The 22,058-nt window shown below is 39.0% G+C and carries 16 protein-coding genes; 3 read left to right on the plus strand and 13 right to left on the minus strand.

What is annotated here, in order from left to right; all coding sequences use genetic code 11:
* Positions 1-49 precede the first annotated feature (49 nt).
* Entirely contained in the window at positions 50-1,765 is a 1,716-nt protein-coding gene (locus PCY14_RS05060) for a phospho-sugar mutase (RefSeq protein ID WP_301363220.1), read from the plus strand.
* Between the two features lie 239 nt (positions 1,766-2,004).
* On the opposite strand, the gene metF is transcribed toward PCY14_RS05060, so the two are convergent.
* From metF to PCY14_RS05075, 3 genes are all read right to left on the minus strand, one after another.
* Positions 2,005-2,877 (minus strand): methylenetetrahydrofolate reductase [NAD(P)H], encoded by an 873-nt coding sequence (gene metF, locus PCY14_RS05065; protein ID WP_021145206.1) that lies wholly within the window; start codon positions 2,875-2,877, stop codon positions 2,005-2,007.
* 180 nt (positions 2,878-3,057) lie between these two features.
* On the minus strand, positions 3,058-5,307 hold the full coding sequence (gene metE, locus PCY14_RS05070) for a 5-methyltetrahydropteroyltriglutamate--homocysteine S-methyltransferase (protein WP_021151767.1): 2,250 nt from the start codon (positions 5,305-5,307) through the stop codon (positions 3,058-3,060).
* A gap of 289 nt (positions 5,308-5,596) precedes the next feature.
* Entirely contained in the window at positions 5,597-5,938 is a 342-nt protein-coding gene (locus tag PCY14_RS05075) for a hypothetical protein (protein WP_008534833.1), read from the minus strand.
* Positions 5,939-6,083: 145 nt separating this feature from the next.
* Here PCY14_RS05075 and pabB point away from each other — a divergent pair, with 145 nt between their 5' ends.
* Entirely contained in the window at positions 6,084-7,802 is a 1,719-nt protein-coding gene (pabB, locus tag PCY14_RS05080) for an aminodeoxychorismate synthase component I (RefSeq protein WP_301363221.1), read from the plus strand.
* A gap of 218 nt (positions 7,803-8,020) precedes the next feature.
* Positions 8,021-10,657, plus strand: coding sequence for a calcium-translocating P-type ATPase, PMCA-type (locus tag PCY14_RS05085; protein WP_301363222.1), 2,637 nt, complete (start codon positions 8,021-8,023; stop codon positions 10,655-10,657).
* 364 nt (positions 10,658-11,021) lie between these two features.
* Here PCY14_RS05085 and dltD read toward each other — a convergent pair whose 3' ends face one another.
* The 10 genes from dltD to glyA form a co-directional block, all read right to left on the minus strand.
* Positions 11,022-12,290, minus strand: a complete 1,269-nt coding sequence (gene dltD / locus PCY14_RS05090) for a D-alanyl-lipoteichoic acid biosynthesis protein DltD (protein ID WP_021145200.1) — start codon at positions 12,288-12,290, stop codon at positions 11,022-11,024.
* Entirely contained in the window at positions 12,283-12,522 is a 240-nt protein-coding gene (gene dltC, locus PCY14_RS05095) for a D-alanine--poly(phosphoribitol) ligase subunit DltC (protein WP_002887828.1), read from the minus strand. The genes dltD and dltC overlap by 8 nt, the downstream gene beginning before the upstream one ends.
* Before the next feature lie 17 nt (positions 12,523-12,539).
* Positions 12,540-13,787 carry a D-alanyl-lipoteichoic acid biosynthesis protein DltB gene (gene dltB / locus PCY14_RS05100; RefSeq protein WP_021151765.1) on the minus strand — a complete coding sequence of 416 codons (1,248 nt, stop codon included), beginning with the start codon at positions 13,785-13,787 and terminating at the stop codon, positions 12,540-12,542.
* Positions 13,784-15,334: a D-alanine--poly(phosphoribitol) ligase subunit DltA gene (dltA, locus tag PCY14_RS05105; protein WP_021145198.1), complete on the minus strand. Its 1,551-nt coding sequence runs from the start codon at positions 15,332-15,334 to the stop codon at positions 13,784-13,786. Before dltA ends, dltB begins: the two co-directional genes overlap by 4 nt.
* Positions 15,335-15,342: 8 nt before the next feature.
* Complete coding sequence (locus PCY14_RS05110; RefSeq protein ID WP_021145197.1) at positions 15,343-15,474, minus strand: teichoic acid D-Ala incorporation-associated protein DltX; 132 nt, start codon at positions 15,472-15,474, stop codon at positions 15,343-15,345.
* A gap of 168 nt (positions 15,475-15,642) precedes the next feature.
* A complete protein-coding gene (locus PCY14_RS05115) occupies positions 15,643-17,391 on the minus strand; it encodes an ABC transporter ATP-binding protein (RefSeq protein WP_021145196.1) in 1,749 nt (582 codons plus the stop codon).
* A complete protein-coding gene (locus PCY14_RS05120; protein ID WP_301363223.1) occupies positions 17,381-19,120 on the minus strand; it encodes an ABC transporter ATP-binding protein in 1,740 nt (579 codons plus the stop codon). The genes PCY14_RS05115 and PCY14_RS05120 overlap by 11 nt, the downstream gene beginning before the upstream one ends.
* A 31-nt stretch (positions 19,121-19,151) precedes the next feature.
* Positions 19,152-19,763 (minus strand): lysozyme family protein, encoded by a 612-nt coding sequence (locus PCY14_RS05125; protein WP_042766916.1) that lies wholly within the window; start codon positions 19,761-19,763, stop codon positions 19,152-19,154.
* A gap of 1 nt (position 19,764) precedes the next feature.
* Positions 19,765-20,742 (minus strand): nucleoid-associated protein, encoded by a 978-nt coding sequence (locus PCY14_RS05130; protein ID WP_060933750.1) that lies wholly within the window; start codon positions 20,740-20,742, stop codon positions 19,765-19,767.
* Positions 20,743-20,748: 6 nt separating this feature from the next.
* Positions 20,749-21,999 carry a serine hydroxymethyltransferase gene (gene glyA, locus PCY14_RS05135; RefSeq protein WP_021145192.1) on the minus strand — a complete coding sequence of 417 codons (1,251 nt, stop codon included), beginning with the start codon at positions 21,997-21,999 and terminating at the stop codon, positions 20,749-20,751.
* Between the last annotated feature and the right edge of the window lie 59 nt (positions 22,000-22,058).

The following is a 22,058-nucleotide window of genomic DNA, read 5'->3' on the forward strand; positions in this document are numbered from 1 at the left end:
GAAAAAATTTGTTATAATGTAAGCGATTAAGAATATAAAGGAGAATGCTATGTCTTACACTGAAAATTATAAAAAATGGCTCGATTTTGCTGAATTACCAACTTACCTTCGTGACGAGTTGGTCTCAATGGATGAAAAAACCAAAGAAGATGCCTTCTATACCAACCTTGAATTCGGTACAGCTGGTATGCGTGGTTTGATTGGTGCTGGTACAAACCGTATCAACATTTATGTGGTCCGTCAAGCGACTGAAGGTTTGGCGCAATTAATCGACTCAAAAGGTGAGGAAGCTAAAAAACGTGGGGTTGCTATTGCCTATGATAGCCGTCACTTCTCTCCAGAATTTGCATTTGAATCTGCACAAGTTTTGGCAGCGCACGGTATCAAATCTTATGTATTTGAAAGCCTTCGTCCAACACCTGAGTTGTCATTTGCAGTACGTCATCTTCACACATTTGCTGGTATCATGGTAACAGCTAGCCACAACCCTGCACCATTTAATGGATACAAGGTTTATGGTGAAGACGGTGGACAAATGCCACCTGCAGATGCCGATGCTTTGACAGATTACATCCGCGCTATCGAAAATCCTTTCACTGTGCAATTGGCTGACCTTGAAGAAAGCAAAGCTAGCGGCTTGATTGAAGTTATCGGTGAAAACGTCGACGCTGAATATTTGAAAGAAGTTAAAGGCGTTAACATCAACCAAGACTTAATCAATGAATACGGTCGTGACATGAAGATTGTCTACACACCACTTCACGGTACAGGTGAAATGTTGGCACGTCGTGCACTTGCTCAAGCTGGATTTGATGCTGTTCAAGTCGTTGAAGCTCAAGCTGTTCCAGATGCTGACTTCTCTACTGTCAAATCACCAAACCCAGAAAACCAAGAAGCCTTTGCTCTTGCTGAAGAACTCGGTCGTAAAGTAGATGCCGACGTATTGGTTGCAACTGACCCTGATGCAGACCGTCTTGGTGTTGAAATTCGCCAACCAGATGGTTCTTACCTCAACCTTTCAGGTAACCAAATTGGTGCTATCATCGCCAAATATATCCTCGAAGCTCACAAAACAGCTGGTACCCTTCCAGCTAATGCAGCTCTTTGTAAATCAATCGTATCAACTGAGTTGGTAACTAAGATTGCTGAAAGCTACGGCGCAACTATGTTTAACGTCTTGACTGGTTTCAAATTTATCGGTGAAAAAATTCATGAATTTGAAACACAACACAACCACACTTACATGCTTGGTTTCGAAGAAAGCTTCGGTTACCTCATCAAACCATTCGTACGTGACAAAGATGCTATCCAAGCCGTTCTTATCGTTGCTGAAATCGCAGCTTACTACCGCTCACGTGGTATGACTTTGGCAGATGGTATCGAAGAAATCTACAAACAATACGGCTACTTCGCAGAAAAAACTATCTCTGTTACCCTTTCAGGTGTTGACGGAGCTGCTGAAATCAAGAAAATCATGGATAAATTCCGTGGCAATGCTCCTAAACAATTCAACAACACAGACATTGCTAAGACAGAAGACTTCTTGGAACAAACAGCTACTACTGCTGCCGGCGTAGAAAAATTGACAACTCCTCCAAGTAATGTATTGAAATACTTCTTGGCTGATGATTCATGGTTTGCCGTTCGTCCTTCAGGTACAGAACCAAAAATCAAATTCTACATTGCAACAGTTGGAGAATCTGAAGCAGATGCTAAACAAAAGATTGCCAATATTGAAGCAGAAATTAACGCTTTCGTAGGGTAATAAGATTTAACTGTTTAGACATCAAATAACACAAGATTTTATTGAATAGTCTCTCAGACTATACAAGCTTACAGGGGTTAGATGGAACATTAATTCTGTCTAACCTTTTTCTGATTTCCTTTATGTCTGTTTTAAGTTCTTTAAGTTTGAGGGAAATCAGAACATCTTTAAGCCACTACCTTTTAAGAGACAAAAAGACCACTTATAGATGATCTATAAGTGGTTTTAAAATCGTTTTATTACTTCTCAGAATTTGAATGACTCTTAAATAAAGCATGTGTTGCATTGTAAATATGTCTAGCTGTCGCTGCATTATTCATCGTATACAGGTGAACTCCTGCAACGTCTTGTGTAACCAAATCCACGATTTGGTCAACAGCATATGCTAAACCGGCAGCTCTAAGAGATTCAGGATCATGCTCATACTTATCCAAAATAGCACGGAATTTACGTGGCAAGTGGATATTTTCACAGGTCTTAAGTAGGCGTAAGGCTTGATTACGATTCAAAATAGGCATAATACCAGCATGGATAGGCACATCAATACCAGCAAGAGTACATTTATCTTGGAAATCGTAGAAGCGTTCATTATCAAAGAAGAGTTGAGTCACAAGACTAGAGCAACCAGAATCAACTTTTTTCTTAAGATTTTGAATATCGGAGATTTGATTTGGTGAATCAGGGTGACCTTCAGGATAACAAGCACCGACAATATCAAATTGAGGAGCCTTTTCCTTGATAAACTCAATCAAATCAGTAGCATATGTGAAATCTTTAAGAGGTTCAACCCCTGGGATAATATCACCACGAAGGGCCAAAATACGATGCACACCGACAGCATCTAATTCACGAAGTGTGTCCGCAACCTTTTCTTTTGTCAAATAAATAGCTGGAAGATGGGCAATTGTCGGGATAGCTAGATCATTTTGAATATGGTTTGCCAAAGGAACCGTTGTCTCTTTGATATTATATTTGTTATTACTAGCTGTGACACTAATAAAATGGGGTGACAGTCCTTTCATATCCTCAAGGGCAAGCAAAATTTTTTCATTACCTACAGCTGGATTAGGCGGAAAGACTTCAAAAGAGAGTGATGGTGTTTGGCTTGTCATATATTTTACCTTCTTCTTTTTAGATTTTTGTTGAGACAAAAGCAAATTTTAGTGTTTAGTCATCTCAGAACCACATAGAAACAATTTTAGCTAGCCTACTTGCAAAAATCTTTAGGAATCATTACCTATTGAAGACCCTCTACACTCAGTAAGAAGGTCTTCAAAGTATTATAATGTTAATTACAAGTTTTCACGAGCTGCTTTTGCGGCTGCTACGAGCTTAATCAAACTTTCTTTAGTTTCTTTGATACCACGAGTTTTCAAACCACAGTCTGGATTGATCCATACTTTGCTACTTGGAACTTTAGCCAAGATTGCTTCAATTGTGTGATCAATTTCACCGTCTTTAGGGACACGTGGTGAGTGGATATCGTAAACCCCAGGTCCAACTTCTGTTTGGAAGTTTTTCGCTTTAAGCTCGTCCAAGATTTCAAGGTTTGAACGGCTAGCTTCAAATGAGATAACATCTGCATCTAAGTTATCGATAGCTGGGATGATATCTGTAAATTCTGAATAACACATGTGAGTGTGGATTTGTGTGTCTGGTGCTACTGTTGAGTGTACCAAACGGAAGGCTGGAATCGCCCAGTCAAGGTAGTCTTCGTACCAGTCACTGCGACGGAGTGGCAATTTTTCACGAAGTGCAGCTTCGTCAATTTGGATGATTTTAACGCCTGCTGCTTCAAGGTCTAGAACTTCATCCTTAATAGCAAGGGCGATTTGAAGAGTAGAATCCTTGATAGAGATGTCTTCACGTGGGAATGACCAGTTAAGGATAGTAACAGGTCCAGTCAACATACCCTTAACAGGCTTGTCTGTACGGCTTTGTGCATAGCTAGACCATTTCACAGTGATTGGGTTAAGACGAGTGACATCACCCCAGATGATTGGTGGTTTAACCCCACGCATACCATATGATTGCACCCAACCATTTTTAGAGAAGAGGTAACCAGACAAGTTTTGACCGAAGTACTCAACCATGTCGTTACGTTCAAATTCACCATGGACAAGAACATCAAATCCAACTTCTTCTTGCCACTTAATCCATTCATCGATTTCTTGTGCAAGGAAAGCATCGTAATCTTCTTGTGACAATTCATGCTTACGGAAGGCCAAACGTTTAGAACGCACTTCCTTAGTTTGAGGGAATGAACCAATAGTTGTTGTTGGAAGCAATGGAAGTTTGAAAGCATCTTTTTGAATAGCTTCACGTTCTGCAAAAGCTGGCAAACGTGTGTAATCTGCTTCTGTCAAGCCTGCAATACGAGCACGAAGTTCAGCGTTTTCACCAACACGTTCAGTAGCAAAGAGATCTTTGTTAGCAGCAAGTGCTTCAGCACCTTGACCATTGCGGATAGCATCCAAATCACGAAGTTCTTCCAATTTTTCAACGGCAAAAGCAAAGTGATTCAAAATGGCTGGTTCAAAGTCTTCATTAGCAGTTGTAAATGGTACATGAAGAAGAGAACATGAAGTCGTCAAGACAACATTTTCAGCTGGAACTTGATCCAAGATTTCCAAGCTCTTTTCATAGTTATTACGCCAGATATTTTTACCATTAACAATACCAGCATAGAGAGTCTTGTCAGCTGGGAAACCACCTTTAACAAGTTCAAGTGTCTTCTTACCTTCGACAAAGTCAAGACCAATACCGTCAACTGGCAAGTTCACGAGATCATTATAGACATCACGAACATCACCAAAGTATGTTTGAATCAAGACTTCAAGGCCTTTCTTGTCAGCCAAGAGTTTATTGTAAAGATTCAAGAAGAGTGCTTTTTCATCAGCTGTCAAATCTTTAACAAGTGCTGGTTCATCAAGTTGGATACGAGTCGCACCAAGTTCAGTCAATTTAGCAAAAACTTCTTGGTAGGCAGCTACAAAACTATCAACGAAGTCTTCGGCTTTTACACCATCTTCAAAGTCAGATAATTGAAGGAAAGTGAATGGTCCAACAACAACTGGACGAGTGTTGATACCCAATTCTTTTGCTTCTTGGTACTCATCAAAAATCTTGTGACCAGCAAGTTTAACTTCTGTTGTTTTTTCAAATTTTGGAACGATGTAATGGTAGTTAGTATTGAACCATTTTTTCATCGGAAGGGCACGTACATCCCCTTTTTCACCTTGGTAACCACGCGCCAAAGCAAAATATTGTTCCAATTCTGTCAAATCCAAGTTTTGAACAGATGCAGGCACAACGTTGAATAAGAAAGCCGCATCAAGGAAATTATCATAGTGAGAAAAGTCATTTGAAGGAATCTCAGTAATACCTTTTTCTTTGACAATATTCCAATGCTTAGCACGCAAGTCTTTAGCTGCTGCCAAAAGCTCATCTGCTGTGATTTCTTTTCTAAAGTATTTTTCTGTTGTAAATTTTAATTCGCGGAATTCACCCAAACGTGGGAAACCAATGATAGTAGTTGACATCTTGTGTCCTCCTCTTTGTTGTTGCATTAATCTTACCAAAGAAATAGCTTTCTGTATAATTGGTATTAGTTTTCTCTATATATAGTTTTTAGCTATAACCCATAAACTAAGGGATTTGTCCTGTCTGTTATCTCCTTTTGCTTAGATATTATTATAGCTAATAACTATAGGTATGGTAGCAAAAAATCCCTAGACATTTGTCTAGAGATTCTTGTTGCTGTACCTGATAGCTTAAGCCTTACCTTTATCATTATTGCTGTATTAATAGAGAAAGCCAGACCTATAATGACTAACTCCTAATAGATTCTATCACTCTCTCTTGAATCCAAGATGATGTATAAGACATATTTTCACTATTATAACTATTCCAAATAAAATAACCAAAAACTGCTAGTACAAGTAGGAAACAAATTCCCAAAACGGCTAACCAAATGATTTGTTTCTTTAAACTGTCATATTCATTCATATAGCCATTATGAATTTTAATCAGTTCATCTCTCTTTTTGTTATTAGACTCTTTGGCAATGGCAATTTCAAGTTCATACATCTGGTGTTTCCAAGAATTGCCTTTTTTTGTTTTTTTATTTGAAAGGTTGCTGCTACCTTTCTCAAATTTATTTTTTTCAGTCATAATTCCCTCTAAAATCTTCTTTTACTCCTTTCATTATAACATATGTAAAACTATCTGAAAAGTTCATCTTTGGTTAAAATTTTGAGAATAAGATTTAAAACATGAAAAATAACCAGAGACAAACTTCTTATGTTATACTCTAACTATGCATAAGAAAACTGTTATTGATTTTAAAGATTTTGGGCTGAGACAAGTCTTTAAAAATCCTCTCAAAGAATTAAAAACCAAAGATATTAATGAAGTTAAACCACTTCTAGCCCAAGTAGAGGCCTATCAAAAAGAAGGCTATTATGCAGTGGGCTACCTTTCCTACGAAGCGTCTGCGGCCTTTGAACCTAAGTTTGAGGTTTTGAATGGCCCCTTAATGTCTGAATATCTCCTCTATTTCACCATTCATGAAACCGTTCAAACGGAACCCCTTCCATTATCGTATGAGCCAGTTTCTCTACCGGATTCATGGAAGGAGCTAACTTCAGCTTCTGAATATAAGGAGGCTATCCAGAAAATACATCATCATATCCGACAAGGAGATACCTACCAGGTCAACTATACTGTTCAATTGCAACAAGACCTAACTGCAGACCCTTTTGCCATCTATAACCGGCTTGTTGTCGAGCAGAATGCTCACTACAACGCCTTTATTCAACATGATGACCTTTCTATTATTTCTATAAGTCCAGAGCTTTTCTTTAAGAAAGAGGGCGATACACTAACCACACGTCCTATGAAAGGCACGACCAATCGCGGTTTAACAACTGCTACTGACCTCAAACAGGCTCAGTGGCTTGCGCATGATCAAAAAAATCGTTCAGAAAATATGATGATTGTTGATCTCCTACGCAATGATATGAACCGTATCTCAAAAATAGGTAGTGAAAAGGTCAAAAGCCTTTGTCACGTTGAACAATACTCTACAGTTTGGCAAATGACTTCTACTATTGAAACACAGCTCTTAGAAAATAAGAATCTAAGTGATGTCTTTCAAGCACTTTTCCCTTGTGGATCAATCACTGGAGCACCCAAAATAGCTACTATGTCTATTATCTCAGCGGTAGAAAAACAGGCGCGTGGTGTTTATTGTGGGACTATCGGTATTTTACCACCTCAGGGACCGACAATTTTCAATGTTGCAATCCGAACCCTTCAAATGCAGGGAACAAAAGCTATCTATGGTGTCGGGGGAGGCATTACCTGGGATAGCAATTGGGCAGATGAATATGAAGAAACCAAGCAAAAAGCAGCTGTTTTATATCGTCAGAATCCTAAATTTGATCTCATTTCAACTGGTCTGGTCCATCAAGGAAGATTACTCTTTATAGAGGAGCACCTTAATCGCTTACAAGAGGCCAGCCGCTACTTTGATTTTCCTTTTAAGAAGGAAGAAGCTCACTATCAAGTAGAATCCCTGTGTCAGTCTTTTGATGTTGACACAGACTATCGTCTTAAATTCTCTCTTTCAAAAGACGGTGAACTAAAGTTTGACCATTCTCCACTAATAGACTTGTCCGATAGTTTTTTCCAAGCAAGATTAGTGGAGCAATTGCATCCTTTGGATAGCCCCTATACCTTCTTTAAAACAAGTTACCGACCTCACCTTAGTATCGGACCTCATGAGCAAATCTACTATAACCATGAGGGGCAACTCCTAGAAACCTCTATCGGTAACCTCGTTGTCAAAATTAATAACCAACTGTACACACCTCCTGTGCAACTTGGTATCCTAAATGGGATTTACAGACAGCACCTGATAGCTCAAAAAGAAGTTAAAGAAAAGGTATTAACTTTAGTTGACCTAAAACAAGCTCAAGCTATCTATGCTTGTAATGCTGTGAGAGGATTGTATGAATTAAGTATTAGAGGTTAACCTGAGCTTTAAAGGATCACTTTGTGTTTTCTACCATTCCGTCACTGCTAGCGATTAAGTTTTATTACTATTTCTTCTATTGAATAATTAACCATTTCAGTTTAAATGCAGTATAATACTAGATAGCAGTCATTAAAGCTATGATTCCTTTAATGACAAATAATGCAATCCTGAAACTTAAAGCTCAGGAACAGTTTTAGAAAGGACAAAAACCTTAAATGAAAAATTTTAAAGGCTTGACTTCTGCTGAAGTTCAAGCTAGTAAAAACACCCATGGCGATAATAGACTCTCTAGCAAAGAAGCTAACTCGCTTCTCTCAATCTTTATCGAAGCCTTCCAAGATCAATGGATTCTTATCCTCTTGGCTGCCTTAGGATTAAAAATTATCTTCAACTTTGTTGGAATGATTTTCCCTGCTATTGGTGAAGCTAATTGGTATGAGGCTATCTCACTAATTTTCGCCATTTTGATGTCTACAGGATTTTCAGCCATTTCACAATACCGTAACGAGCAAAAATTCAATACCCTTCAGGAAGAGGCTTCAAAAACTAATGCTAAGGTTTATCGTGATGGTAAACTTAAAGAGGTTCTCGTGGATAATATTGTAAAAGGAGATCAAATCCTCCTTCAATCAGGTGACAAGGTTCCAGTGGACGGTATCATCCTGGAAGGTGAGTTAAAAGTAAACCAAGCTGTCCTTAATGGTGAGAGCGAGGATGCTAAAAAACTTCCTCTTGGTGATCAAGAAGAACCAGATTCTTCAGACCTCTTTACAGAGCTCAAAGTCTTCCGTGGAACTGTTGTGACTTCTGGTGAAGCTGTTATGGAGGCTATACAAATTGGTGACAATACAGTCTTAGGAAGTATTAATACCTCTCTTCAAGAAGACAGTAAAGATTCTCCTTCTAAAGAAAAGCTTAATCAACTTGCTGGAAACATCGGTGTCCTTGGTTATAGTGCCGGTGGTGCCTATTCCGTTATCAACCTTGTATTAGGCTTTATTGCCCTCAATAAGGCTAATAACCTCAATGGTGGTTCAATTTTCCTTCTTATCATTGAAACAATTCTCTTTGCGGTTACTATCATCATCATGGCTGTTCCAGAAGGACTTCCAATGATGTTGGCCCTTGTTTCTTCTATGAACTCAGGTCGACTTTTGGCTCAAAATATTCTGGTTCGCCATCCTGATACCATTGAAACAGCTGGATACATGAATATCCTCTTCAGTGATAAGACTGGTACTATCACTGAAGGTAAACTATCTGTAGTTGACTTTTTCCTTGCTGATGGAACACTCTATGCAGCAACTGGTGAAACTGATGCTCCAGATTTTGACACAATATCAGATAGCCTTAAAGCAGAAATGATTAATGGTATCGGTCTTAATAACGATGCTATGATAGCAGATGGCAATGCTGTTGGTAGTAATGCTACAGACCGTGCACTTCTTGACTTCCTTATTGGACGTGATAGCCTTAATTTTGATACCAACTCTATTACTGAGAAGCAACAATTCAACTCAGCAACAAAATTTGCAAGTGTGACGACTAATGACGGAAAAACCTACATCAAGGGCGCTCCAGAATTTATCCTAAATGACTGCTACTACTATCTTGATAAATATGGACATAAGCAAAACTTTACAGATGATATCAAAACTCATTTCCAAGAATTATCTTTGGAACAAGCAAACCGTTCAATGCGTTTGCTTGCTATCCTTAATACAAATGGTAATGATAAAGTCTTGATTGGTATCGTATGTATCCGTGATAATGTTCGTTCGTCAATTAAACAAACCGTTGAAACCATGAACCGTGCAGGTGTACAAGTCGTTATGGTAACTGGTGACCGTAAGGAAACTGCCGTTGCCATTGCTAAGGAGGCTGGTATTGTTACTGGAGAAAACGACCTTGTTCTAACTCATGATGAACTCACTGCCCTTTCAAATCAAGAACTTAAGCAAAAATTACCTTTCTTGAAGGTTGTTAGCCGTGCCCTTCCAATGGATAAAAAACGCCTTATTGAAGCTGCTCAGGACCTTGATATGGTCGCTGGTATGACAGGAGATGGAGTTAACGACTCACCTGCCCTCAAATCAGCTGATGTCGGCTTCTCAATGGGTGACGGTACTGAAGTCGCACGAGAAGCCTCAGATATCGTTATCTTGAATAATTCATTGACTTCGATTGAAAAAGCTGTCCTCTATGGACGCACCATGAGTAAGTCAGTAAGTAAATTTATTATCTTCCAGTTAACCGTTAACGTGACGACTATTGCCATGTCACTTCTCTCACCACTTTTAGGTCTCAAAGAGCCATTTACAATTATCCAAATTCTCTGGATTAACCTTATCATGGATACACTCGCTGCCCTCGCCTTTGGTGAAGAGCCTACGCTAGATCGTTACATGAACGAAAAACCAGTCGCTAAGAAAGCAAATATTCTTACTGGCTATATGAAGTCTGCTATCGGTGTAGCTAGTGTCTTCATTACTGTCGTATGTTTGGCAATTCTCAAAAATGTTGGTGGTATTCAAGACTTTATCACAAATGGAACTGGAAACTTTGAAATGGTAACAACATTTACATTTACTGTATTTATCTATGCTGTCATTTTCAACTCGCTTAATACACGTAGTAATGGATTCAATGTGTTTGAACATATCAGTGAAAACAAGAAATTCTCAATTGTAATGATTTCTATCGCTGTTGTTCAAACCTTGATTATCCAATTCGGTGGAAAAGTATTTAGTACTGTTCCAATGGATATTCATCACTATATCGTTGCTCTTCTTATTGCTGTATTGATTATACCAGCAGATTTCATTCGAAAGGCCCTTACAAAAAAGAATTAACATAAACTATTTAGCTAAAACTCAAAAAGGATTGGACGTTTCTAATTACCTCCAATCCTTTTTATTTGTTCACTGTTCTGTCCATCGCATAGTATCAATTGATTCATTAGATAATAGCTTAGTATCAATCTAGAATAAAATCAATATATCCTTACAAACTTGCTATAGCTTAAAAATAGGATGTTTTGAAGCCTTCGTATGAAATCCAAATATGAATGTATTGCACCAGTAAAATCATTTTAAATCTGTCACTTTTTATTACTTATATGATCGTACAATGAGTTAACAGACTGTAAATTGAAGTCATAATGATTTTTACCCATAACAAAAAGGCCTTATCTAGGCCTTTTTTTGTTAAACAATATTACTTGAATTCATTTGGGTTGGCTGTGTAGTTTGCCCAATCCTTGCTATAAAAACGATCATTCAAGTTATAGCTTGGGGCAGGTGTTGGATTACTTACAAAAGGATCAACAGCCTTATCAAAGGCTACCCAACCTTTCCAGCCCATATGAATGGTATCTTGCATAAAGTAAGCTTGATCTCCATCTTTTGAGAAGTCAGCAATATTGGTAAAACCTTGACTTTCCAATTGATAACGAATCTTCAAAACTGTTGCATCATACATTTCCTGGTTAAGTCCTGTATAGGCCATCCACTTACTATTGACTGGTGGAATGACAAAGATAACATTAGTTTTTAATTTAGCAAATTGATTGAGAACCAATTGTAGGTCACCGTATTCTTGTGAAACTTCATAAGAAAGGTGTTCTTGGAAGCCTTTAAGCTTGCCAATTTTTTTAGACAAGCGTTTCTTATAGAAACGATCATCAATACCAAAGCTATTTGATTTCGTATGTTCTTCCGCATCTCTTACTGCAACTTGATCAAGGGCTTCATAAGAAAATTCATCAGGCAATTCTTTTAAATAGGGAAGAACTTTTTTATCGTAATTGGCATTATTTGGTGCTGCAAATGGACTAAATAAGGCGTCTTCACGTTTATTAAGCTCAGCCAAGAATTGTACATAAGTCTTATCAAAAGCGTTTAGTTCTTGACCTTTTGCGACCTTAGTAAGTTGAGACTTCATCGCAATCTCAGGCTTCATCTCTAAGATACGCTTTGCAGCATACTCTGAATTCTCATCAGTTTCATTTTGATTCAAGAAACTACTGAGCTGATCATTACTGAAGAACTGTTGAAAGGCTGCTGAATTGTAACCCTTCTTAGTGAACCATTGAGGAGACAAGACGTAAACAGCTGTACCATTTTTGAGTTCAGGAAGCATTTGTTGCATCCCAAGATACTGGTTTAAAGAGGCAGCGCCACGTTGTCCAATAAAATATGGACGATAGTTACGATTGTATTTTTCAGCTAAAACTGCTGGATGAAGGGCATCAAAACGTAACCACTCACTAGAACCAAAGAAAGGTACAAAACGATGTTCTTTATTGGAAAGGGCATTAGTCTTATTAATACGACTCTTAAAGTTAGCTGTCGTCAGTGTCACTGCATTACGTTTATCAGTCTGATAATTATGTTTTCTGCCTTGTGGATAGCAATAAATAACCACTACTACTAAGACAAGAGCACAAATTACTGGACCAAAAATCCGCCATAAACGCTTAAGCATTGCGAAGCTCCGTTACCCCTTCAACAATCTTATTGGCAGTGTTCCAATCATCACGACCAAATTCTGAAACTGGCACACGAATATCGAAACGTGATTCCAATTCAACAATAAGTTCAACAGTCCCCATTGAATCAAGGACACCAGCGTCGAAGAGATCTTCATCCATCATGTCAGAAACATCTTCCATGAAAAGCTCATCAATAATTTCAATAACTTGAGATTTTACATCCATTTTTATATTTCCTTTACTTATTTTTTAGTGAACCAAAGTTCATTCAAGAATCCTGAGAAAATCAAGAATGACAACATAACAGTGTTAAATGTGATAAAGATTCCTAAAGCCTTTGTCCATTTGTTATCAGGAAGAGGCTCAAGGCCTGCTTTTTTACGTTCTTTATTAATAGTTTTCTTTTTACGGAACCAAGCATCGTTAATACCTAGACCGATACCATGGAAAATACCGTAGGCAATATAGTACCAGGTAACCCCATGCCAGAATCCCATTACCAACATATTGAGAACATAGGCCACGTTTGATGTGGTATTACGATTTTTAAAAACCTTATTCCTCATCAAAACCATAACCATACGCATAAAGACAAAGTCACGGAACCAGAAAGACAAACTCATATGCCAACGGTTCCAAAATTCTTTCAAATCACGTGAAATAAAAGGCTTGTCAAAGTTGATTGGGCTCTTAATCCCCATGAGATTAGATGCTGCGAGGGCAAACATAGAGTAGCCAGCAAAATCAAAGAAGAGATCAAACCCATAAACATACATGACACCAAGCGTTGGTAGATTAAAGATACCGCCCTGGCTCAAGGCTTGTGCTTTTAATGGTGGTAAAAGCATACTTCCAAAAATCTGAGCCAAAACAAACTTATAGAGAAAACCAAGCATAATATACTTTACAGCTTGCTCTAACATATTCAACAGCTCATCACGCTCAGGAATAGCTTGATAGTCATCATTAAAGCGTTTGAAGCGATCAATGGGACCACTTGTGAAGGTCGGCATAAAGAGCATGAATCGGAGAAATTCTCCTAGTGTGAACTCTTTAAGCACCCCATCACGCATCTCGATAATCATACCTACTGCACGGAAAGTGAGGTAAGAAATACCAAGGAAGTTAAAAAGCGACTGGTTACCATTAATAGCTGGCTCAACCTTAACAAAAACTAAAGGTAGAACCACAAGAAAGGAGTGCAGGTAAAAGACCCATTTATTATCCTTTTGACTACGGTAACGTTTGTAGGAGTATACCCAAATAATTTGCCATACGATATAGAAAAGCAAGGCTAATAGTTGACTCGCATGGGTACCCGTCAAGGCTAAAACAATGAAAGCTAAACTAACCAAACATTCGTAAATCGCAAAACGCTTTTTAAAGAAGAGTCCTACAAAAATCGGTAATAAAGCTAGTCCAAGATAGATGAAATAGAAAGGATTACCATAGGCCTCTAAATGAGGAAGCTGTTTCAAGAAGTCTATCATCGGTTGTTGACCTCACTGATAAGCCCCTTGATATCAATCTTCCCATTTGGTGTCAAAGGCAGGCTCTCACGATAGAGGAACTTAGTTGGCATCATGTAAGACATCATGATGTTTTCCAAGTCAGCCTTGATCGCCTTGGTAATATCAATATCACGCTCAAACTGCTCACGAACGCCATCCTTAAGAATGACATAAGCCAAGAGATTCTGAACCTTATGGTCCTTATTGTAACGTGGTACAGCTACTGCTGAATCGATGTACTTAGACTTGTTAAGGTTTTGTGAAACATCCTCTAACTCAATACGGAAACCATTGAACTTAATCTGGAAGTCCATACGTCCTCCGTAAAGAAGGAGACCCTCATCAGTCATAGTACCCACATCACCAGTATGGTAGGCAGGAAGTCCATTAAACTCAAAGAAAGCTTCCGCAGTCTTTTCAGGATTGTTCATGTAACCTTTTGAAACTGCTGGACCTGATACGATGATTTCACCCTGTTGACCATTTGGAAGGATATTTCCATCCTCATCGATAATATAAGTCGGTGAATCTTCCTTGGTATAACCAATTGGCAGGCGTTTAAGATTAGCTAACATTTCATCAGTTACTGCTACAGCCGACAAGGCTACGGTTGCTTCTGTTGGACCATAAGCATTGATAATACGTGCTTCTGGGAAACGTTGGCGAAGTTTTTGAGCTGTTTTAACGGTTAACTCTTCTCCATCGAAATAGAAATGCGTAATCTCTGGCATCTTCTCTGCATTGAAATCTTCAGACAACATGGCCATATCAGCAAAGGATGGTGTTGAGGTCCAAATAGCAATTGGAAGTGAGAAAATCGTTTCAAAGAGCTTTTTGAAGTCCTGAGTAATAGCTGAAGGAAGCGCATAGAGTGTACCTCCAAGTGCCAAAGTCGGCGCCCAATACATCACTGATAAGTCAAATGAGTAAGGTGGTTGGGCCAGCATTTGTGGGCGTTTTGGAGTCGCAAACTCCTTGTCCGTAATCATCCAGTTGGTGAAACTAAGGAGATTATCGTGCGAAATCTGTACGCCTTTAGGTTTACCCGTCGTTCCAGATGTAAAGATGATGTAATAAGTATCATCACCCTTAACAGGATGGGTCACTTCATAACTAGACTTGTTAGCGAAGCTTGCCTTCACTTGATCTAGAGTCACAATTGGCGCTTTAACATCCTCTAGTGGAAAATCGTTAATAGCAATAATCAGACTCGGCTCGGCCACTTCAACAATAGCTGTCACACGCTCAAGAGCTGAGTGACTATCAATTGGAATATAGGCATGACCAGATTTAGTTAGAGCAACGAAGGTTGCCAACATCTCATACTCTTGACCACCATAAACCACAACTGGTGATTTTTCTGGAATATCAAGACTATCAATCTTAGCAGCTAGGCTATCTGAATCAGCCTTTAGGTCACCGTAAGTATGGACTTCCCCAAGAATATTGTAAACAGGAAAGTCTGGTTGAGATTGAGCAAATTGCTCAATCGTTTCAAGCATATCTTTAATTTTTGTGTTCGTCATTATTCTTCCTAGAATTCGTTATAGATAAAATTACCTTGACCTTGTCCCAGGTAATTGTAGAGATATATTAGGGCCATAAAAATGATGAAATAAAGCAAGGTTTGTCCCCAAAAAACAAGGACATTTTTGTTTTTTAACATTCTAATTTTCGATACCTTCTTTTTATATAATATCCACTCTAGTTTACCATCTTATTCTTATTATTTCCAATAAAAAAGCAAAAATTATTCAATTTCATCACTAGTTATTTTTGCACAAACTAATACCCTAAATATCTTAAAAACAGAGCTAAAAAAGCTCTGTTAGTTTTAACTATTTTGTGTCTTTTGGGCTGTCTGCATTTGATAATACATACCCTTAGCTTTCATTAGTTGATGATGAGTTCCGTACTCAACAATATCCCCATTATTCATGACTAAAATAAGATCGGCATTTTCAATGGTTGAGAGTCTATGGGCAATGATGAAACTCGTTCGGCCCTTCATTAGTTTAGCGAACGCCTCCTGAATGAGAAGCTCCGTACGGGTATCAATACTTGAGGTTGCTTCATCTAAGATAAGAATCTTAGGCAAATTAACAAATATACGAGCGATAGTCAGTAGCTGACGTTGCCCTTGAGAAAGAGATTGACCCGCATCACTTAGATAAGTGTCATAGCCTTGAGGTAACTGATTAATAAAGAAGTCAGCATTTGCGGCTTTAGCTGCAGCTATAACTTCCTCTCGGCTAGCTTTGGGGTTGCCGTAGGCGATATTATCATGGATAGTCCCAACTTCAAGCCAGGTCTCTTGTAACACCATACCAATCTGTTTACGAAGACTTTCTCGAGTGTAATCTGTAATCGATCTGCCATCCAGTCGCAATTGGCCCTTGTCTAAATCATAAAAGCGCATCAAAAGATTGATAAGGGTTGATTTACCTGCTCCTGTCGGACCAACGATTGCAACAGTACTTGCAGCAGGAATATCAATGCTCAAATCCTTGATAAGAGGTTTGTTTGATAAGTAACCAAATTGAATATGGTCAAATTGAAATTGTCCCTGCACGTCTTCCTCTTTCAAAACCAAATGACCCGTTTCTGGGATTTCATTTTCATCCAAAATCATATAGAGACGATCAGCACAGGCAAGAGCACTTTGAAGCTCTGAAAGAACTGATGAAATATCATTGAAAGGTTTTGTGTATTGCGTGACATAGTTGAGAAAGGTTGTTAATTGGCCGACTGTAAAAGCACCACCTGACATGATACGGTAAGCTCCGACACCTGCAATCAGCGCATAAATAAGGCTATTGACAAAGCGAGTGGCCGGATTGACCGCTGATGAATAAAAGATTGCCCCCCTTGAATAAGCAGCATACTTACCATTGACTTCTCTAAAGTTTCGGACCATCTGACTTTGGGCATTTAGACTTTGGACCAGAGCTTCTTGGGTAAGACTTTCCTCAATCAGCTGGGTCTGCATCCCTCGCCACTTGGTCTGATGTCGATAAAGTTGATAACTTTTTCTGGCAATGAAGCGAGCGACAAGGACAGACAAAGGGGTCATCACCAGAACCAGAAGCATCATGAACCAGTCTAAGCGAGCCATGGTAATGATAATGACAAAAATGGTTAAGAGACCAACGAAAAATTGGTTAAAAACCATGAGAAGTCCATTGTTCAGTTGGTCACTATCAGTCGTCACACGACTAACCATATCTCCAGTTCCTTGACGATCAAGGTAACTGAGAGGCAGGGCATGAATTTTCATCATAACCCTCTCACGCAAACTCTCGCTGTAAGAATATATCAAACGGTTATAAATCAAAGGATTTAGCCACTGGATAGCACTATTAGCTACGATAACCGCAAGCATTTGCCATATTAAACTTGATATTAGAAGGACAGCATTCTTTTTAAGAACAGCATCCACTGCATCACCAATCAAAATAGGTAAATAAACCGTTAAAGCAACCTGAATAATAGTACCAACAGTCGCTATGACTAAGAGAGAGCGCTGACTTAAGATGTCTCGACTGAGACGTCTAAGCGTTGACTTATTATTTCTAGCTTTCATCAGCAGCCTCCTTTTGATGCTGAGAATAATGAATATCTTGATAAAGTTTGTTAGTGGCAAGCAATTCTTCATGATTACCCAGACCAAGTTGATGGCCCTTATCAAGAACCAAAATCTGATCTACAGCTTTTAAACTATTGGTTCTTTGCGAAATAATGATCAAGCTGGTTGATGTAAGATTTTCTCTTATGGCTGCTAATAGTCGACTTTCAGTCAAATAATCCAATGCTGAGGTTGAATCATCCAAAATCAAAAAAGGTGCTGGTCTCATCAAAGCACGCGCAATAGTCAGACGCTGACGTTGACCACCAGAAAAATTACGGCCAAATGACTCGACTGGCTCATCTAAACCAAGTTCCTTATCTCGAACAAAGTCAGCAGCTTGAGCCATGTCAAGCGCATGCCATAGTTCCTGGTCGCTAGGTTCATGCTTAAGTCCCAGGGTCAGATTAGAACGAATGGTTCCTCTAAATAACTCAGCTTTTTGAGGGACATAGGCCACCCAAGAACGCCATTCCTTTAGATTTTTTGGTGATGCTTGATTATTAAAGATGGTTAAGCTGCCAAGCTGAGGTTGATATAAGTTCATGATTAAGTTGACCAAGGTCGATTTACCCGAACCTGTACCTCCAATAATGCCTAGAGACTCTCCTTCGGTCAGTCTAAGGTTAATCCCCTGAAGAGATGGCTGACTAGCTGTCGGATAGGTAAAGGAAATCTGGTCTATAGCAAGCACCAACGCTTCTTGATCAGCCTTCTTAATTGTTAAAGGTGCCTTAATGTCCTCATCCTCAAGATTGAAAATAGTTTCTACACGTTTAGCTGATATAAAACTTTGATTGAGATTAGTTAACATCATGGCTAATTTAAGGAGCTCCGTCAAAATTTGCAAGAGGTAATTAACCAAGGCAATCAGCATTCCTTGCGTCAAGAGTCCACCTTGAATCTGGAGATTTCCTTGCCAAAGAATGGCAATTAAGGTCATATTAACAACCAAAAAAGTCAAAGGACTAATGAGACTTGCTATAACCCCAGTTTTGAGTTGCCAGGTCTTCAAGTCTTTATTTACAGTTGTAAAGTTATCTAACTCACACTCACTCTGTCCGAAGGCTCGGATAACCCTCATTCCTTCAAGTTGCTGACGAGTACTAGTAACAATTGACTCATTAATCACCCGAATTTTAGCATATAGGGGATTGACGATACGGCTTGCCACCACAATAATAAGCGTCAACACTAGAACCATACCAAGGAACCAGAGGGTCAAGCGTGGGCTAATCCGAAATGCCATAATAATAGCACCTGTCACAATAATGGGAGCTCTCAAAAAGAGTCGTAAAAATTGATTAATCCCCGTTTGAATCTGAAAAGTGTCACCAGTTAGGCGTGTCACCAAACTCGAAGTTCCTATCTCATCACGCTTTTCCTTTGATAATCGCATGATTTTGGCATAAAGATTATTAGTCAAACCTTGCGCATAGCCAACTGCTGCTCGAGATGAAAAATACTGAGCTGAAACAGCAACAACAACGCCAACAAAGGCAAGTCCAAACAAGAGAAAAATCATCATAAACAGATGATTTTGGTCTTTATTCGGAATAGTTGTGTCGACAATTCCAGCAATCACTAGAGGAACGAGGAGTTCAAAACAGGCTTCGATTAATTTAAACACGGGTCCCAGGATACTGTCTTTGACATATCCCCTAAAATAAACTAATAATGCTTTCATTGGTCTTTCCTTAAAAATGAAGTAGCCACTCTTAGAGACGTGAGAACATACGCATCAAAAAGAGATTAAACTGTACTTCCTTAGCGTAATAAATATTTCCGCCATTTGTATAAAGCTTTCCACCACCATAGTACATGGCAACTGGTTGGTAATAGGTGTAGGTCTTTCCACTGGTATTTCCAAGACTTGGAGCAACGACATTTTTAGAATAGGCCTTTGCTAGTTCAACAGTGTTTACTCCACCATTATCAGCTACATAATCAATATAGGCTTTACCAAAATTATAGGCTTGCACTGCTGTCCAAGGATCCACCTTATGGTGGGCAGCCTCTTCCAGGTTCTCTGAAAGTACTGTCACCCCCTGACGAATACTTTCTTTTCGATTTTTGATGGAGTTAGTAACCCCTGAAGAACTTTCACTGGACTGCATCACGTCATCTGTCTTCCCCTTGGTTTCTGTGTAAATCATTGCTAGGACCAAATCTACATTGGTTGTATTATCAACATCATCCTCTGCCAACACTTCCTTAACCATAGATTCATAAGCTAAGACATGTTGTATATTGGCATGCAGACGATAGGCTTGAATTCCTAGAAAGAAGACTAGCACAAGAACCACCAGACGTCTTATCCATTTAAACATATTATTTATTGATGATATCCTCGATATTTTTGATGAGAATTGAATAGGTGCCATCAGGATTTTGAATAAACTCAACACTATTAGCATCCTGATAGACGTTATTAGGCACAATTAACTCAATTCCGTTTGATAACGATAGCTTTTGATTCTCTAATTTCTTAATTTGACGAGAATGGTCAATATCTGAGACCGAAATAGGCTCAGGAATAGCCTCTTTAAGCTCATCAACGAAGGTCAAACGAGCTGTCAAATTATTATCAAAAAGCTGGTCTGCCAATTTTTCAGGAGACAATTCCTGGTCTACTTCCAAATTATTGAAAATAGCCGATTTCATTTTTCCTTGGAAGTTAAAGTCATCTTGATTAAAATTCTCAGCAATTTTTTGAGCCGTGTCTTCAACCATCTTAATTGACTTCTTGACAGACTGTTCAGGTTGGACCTGCAAGAGATTTTCAGAGAAATAATTGGCAAAACTACCGTTGTGTTTGATACGCTTTTCAATCAGATAATACTGCTTACTGCTACGGTTAATTATCAAAGCTTCATCTGGTGTCTGAGCCGCAGAAGGCAGATTATTTTGTGACAATTGAATTGGATGCTGGCTATCTCCCAAAGAATGAATCAAACTGTCCTTTAGGGCAATGCGCAAGAATGCAAAATACTCTTGTCCTTCTTTGTCAAACTGAATAAAGACCAAATCATTGGTCTTTTGATCTTCAGAAATGACAAATTCTTCCTTCCAAAGTTGGGCAATTTTGACAGAACTTTCCATCAAATCATCCCCTAGATGACTGATGAAAACATTTTCTGCTTCGAAATACCCACGTTTAGCCTCATCCGAGAAAACTTTTGACAGTTTCTTCCGGAAATACTCATCCAAACGTGGTGTTATTTCAAGAGGCGCTTCTGCCAATACCAGCTCCGTATCATTTGGCGAAAACTGATGAATGATAATGCGTTTAATATATAAATCTAACATAATCCCTTAATAAAGTGGAAAGGCATCTGTAAGTGTTTTGACTTCACCACGAATGCGTTCCAAAACTTCTGGTTTGTCGTGATTTTCCAAAGCTTGGATCATCAACTCAGCAATCTTACGGCTCTCAGCTTCACCCATACCACGACTTGTAATAGCTGGGCTACCTACACGAATACCAGATGTTTTGAATGGTGACAATTGTTCATAAGGAATACCATTTTTGTTCAAGGTAATATTCACTTCTTCAAGAACATTTTGAGCAACCTTACCATTTTCAACAACCTTAGTCACATCGACCAAGAAGAGATGATTATTTGTTCCGCCTGAAATGACACGGAAGTCTGGATGTTGATTGAAAACATCTGCCATAGCTGCGGCGTTCTTGATGACATTTTCACCGTATTCCTTAAAGGCAGGATCAAGTGCTTCTTTAAGGGCAACAGCCTTAGCTGCAATAACGTGTTCCAAAGGACCACCTTGCAAACCAGGAAAGACGGCAGAATTGATTTTCTTAGCAATGTCTTCATCATTAGTCAAGATCAATCCACCACGAGGACCACGGAGAGTCTTGTGAGTTGTTGTGGTTGTCACATGTGCGTAAGGTACTGGACTTGGATGATGGCCTGATGCCACAAGACCAGCAATATGAGCCATATCTACCATGAGATAAGCACCTACTGCATCAGCGATTTCACGGAATTTAGCAAAATCAATGATACGTGAGTAAGCTGAAGCCCCCGCAACGATGAGTTTTGGTTTTACTTCTTTTGCTTGAGCAAGGATAGCATCATAATCAAGAAGTTCAGTTTCCTTATCAACATTGTAAGCAACGAAGTGATAAGTCTTACCAGAGAAGCTAACTGGCGCACCATGTGTCAGGTGACCACCTGCTGACAAATCCATCCCCATCACAGTGTCACCTGGTTGAATCAAAGACATGTAAACAGCAGCATTGGCCTGACTACCTGAGTGAGGTTGTACATTGGCAAATTTTGCTCCAAAAAGTTTCTTAGCACGTTCAATAGCAAGGGTTTCAACCACATCAATAACGTCTGTACCACCGTAGTAACGCTTACCAGGATAGCCTTCAGCGTATTTGTTAGTCAAAAGTGTTCCTTGAGCCGCCATAACAGCCTTAGAAACGACATTTTCAGAAGCAATCAATTCAATATTGTTCTGCTGGCGTTCTTCTTCTTTGGCAACGGCTTCCCAAAGTTCAGGGTCAAATGCTTTGTAATCTTCTTTGTCAAAAATCATTGAGATCTCCTATTTATTGGTCTAATGGGTTTTTCTTAACTCACCCATACACAACTGAA

This window comes from Streptococcus sp. SV2 (assembly GCF_030440175.1).
In the GTDB taxonomy this organism is placed as follows: Bacteria; Bacillota; Bacilli; order Lactobacillales; family Streptococcaceae; genus Streptococcus; species Streptococcus raffinosi.

Excerpts from the sequence above, each read along its gene's own strand:
- dltC (WP_002887828.1), bottom strand. The coding sequence starts at position 12,522 with ATGGATGTAAAATCTCAAGTTATTGAAATTATTGATGAGCTTTTCATG.
- dltD (WP_021145200.1), bottom strand. The coding sequence starts at position 12,290 with ATGCTTAAGCGTTTATGGCGGATTTTTGGTCCAGTAATTTGTGCTCTT.
- PCY14_RS05085 (WP_301363222.1), top strand. The coding sequence starts at position 8,021 with ATGAAAAATTTTAAAGGCTTGACTTCTGCTGAAGTTCAAGCTAGTAAA.
- metE (WP_021151767.1), bottom strand. The coding sequence starts at position 5,307 with ATGTCAACTACTATCATTGGTTTCCCACGTTTGGGTGAATTCCGCGAA.
- PCY14_RS05120 (WP_301363223.1), bottom strand. The coding sequence starts at position 19,120 with ATGAAAGCATTATTAGTTTATTTTAGGGGATATGTCAAAGACAGTATC.
- metF (WP_021145206.1), bottom strand. The coding sequence starts at position 2,877 with ATGACAAGCCAAACACCATCACTCTCTTTTGAAGTCTTTCCGCCTAAT.
- PCY14_RS05110 (WP_021145197.1), bottom strand. The coding sequence starts at position 15,474 with ATGTTAAAAAACAAAAATGTCCTTGTTTTTTGGGGACAAACCTTGCTT.
- pabB (WP_301363221.1), top strand. The coding sequence starts at position 6,084 with ATGCATAAGAAAACTGTTATTGATTTTAAAGATTTTGGGCTGAGACAA.
- PCY14_RS05075 (WP_008534833.1), bottom strand. The coding sequence starts at position 5,938 with ATGACTGAAAAAAATAAATTTGAGAAAGGTAGCAGCAACCTTTCAAAT.
- PCY14_RS05125 (WP_042766916.1), bottom strand. The coding sequence starts at position 19,763 with ATGTTTAAATGGATAAGACGTCTGGTGGTTCTTGTGCTAGTCTTCTTT.
- dltA (WP_021145198.1), bottom strand. The coding sequence starts at position 15,334 with ATGACGAACACAAAAATTAAAGATATGCTTGAAACGATTGAGCAATTT.
- PCY14_RS05115 (WP_021145196.1), bottom strand. The coding sequence starts at position 17,391 with ATGAAAGCTAGAAATAATAAGTCAACGCTTAGACGTCTCAGTCGAGAC.
- dltB (WP_021151765.1), bottom strand. The coding sequence starts at position 13,787 with ATGATAGACTTCTTGAAACAGCTTCCTCATTTAGAGGCCTATGGTAAT.
- PCY14_RS05130 (WP_060933750.1), bottom strand. The coding sequence starts at position 20,742 with ATGTTAGATTTATATATTAAACGCATTATCATTCATCAGTTTTCGCCA.
- PCY14_RS05060 (WP_301363220.1), top strand. The coding sequence starts at position 50 with ATGTCTTACACTGAAAATTATAAAAAATGGCTCGATTTTGCTGAATTA.
- glyA (WP_021145192.1), bottom strand. The coding sequence starts at position 21,999 with ATGATTTTTGACAAAGAAGATTACAAAGCATTTGACCCTGAACTTTGG.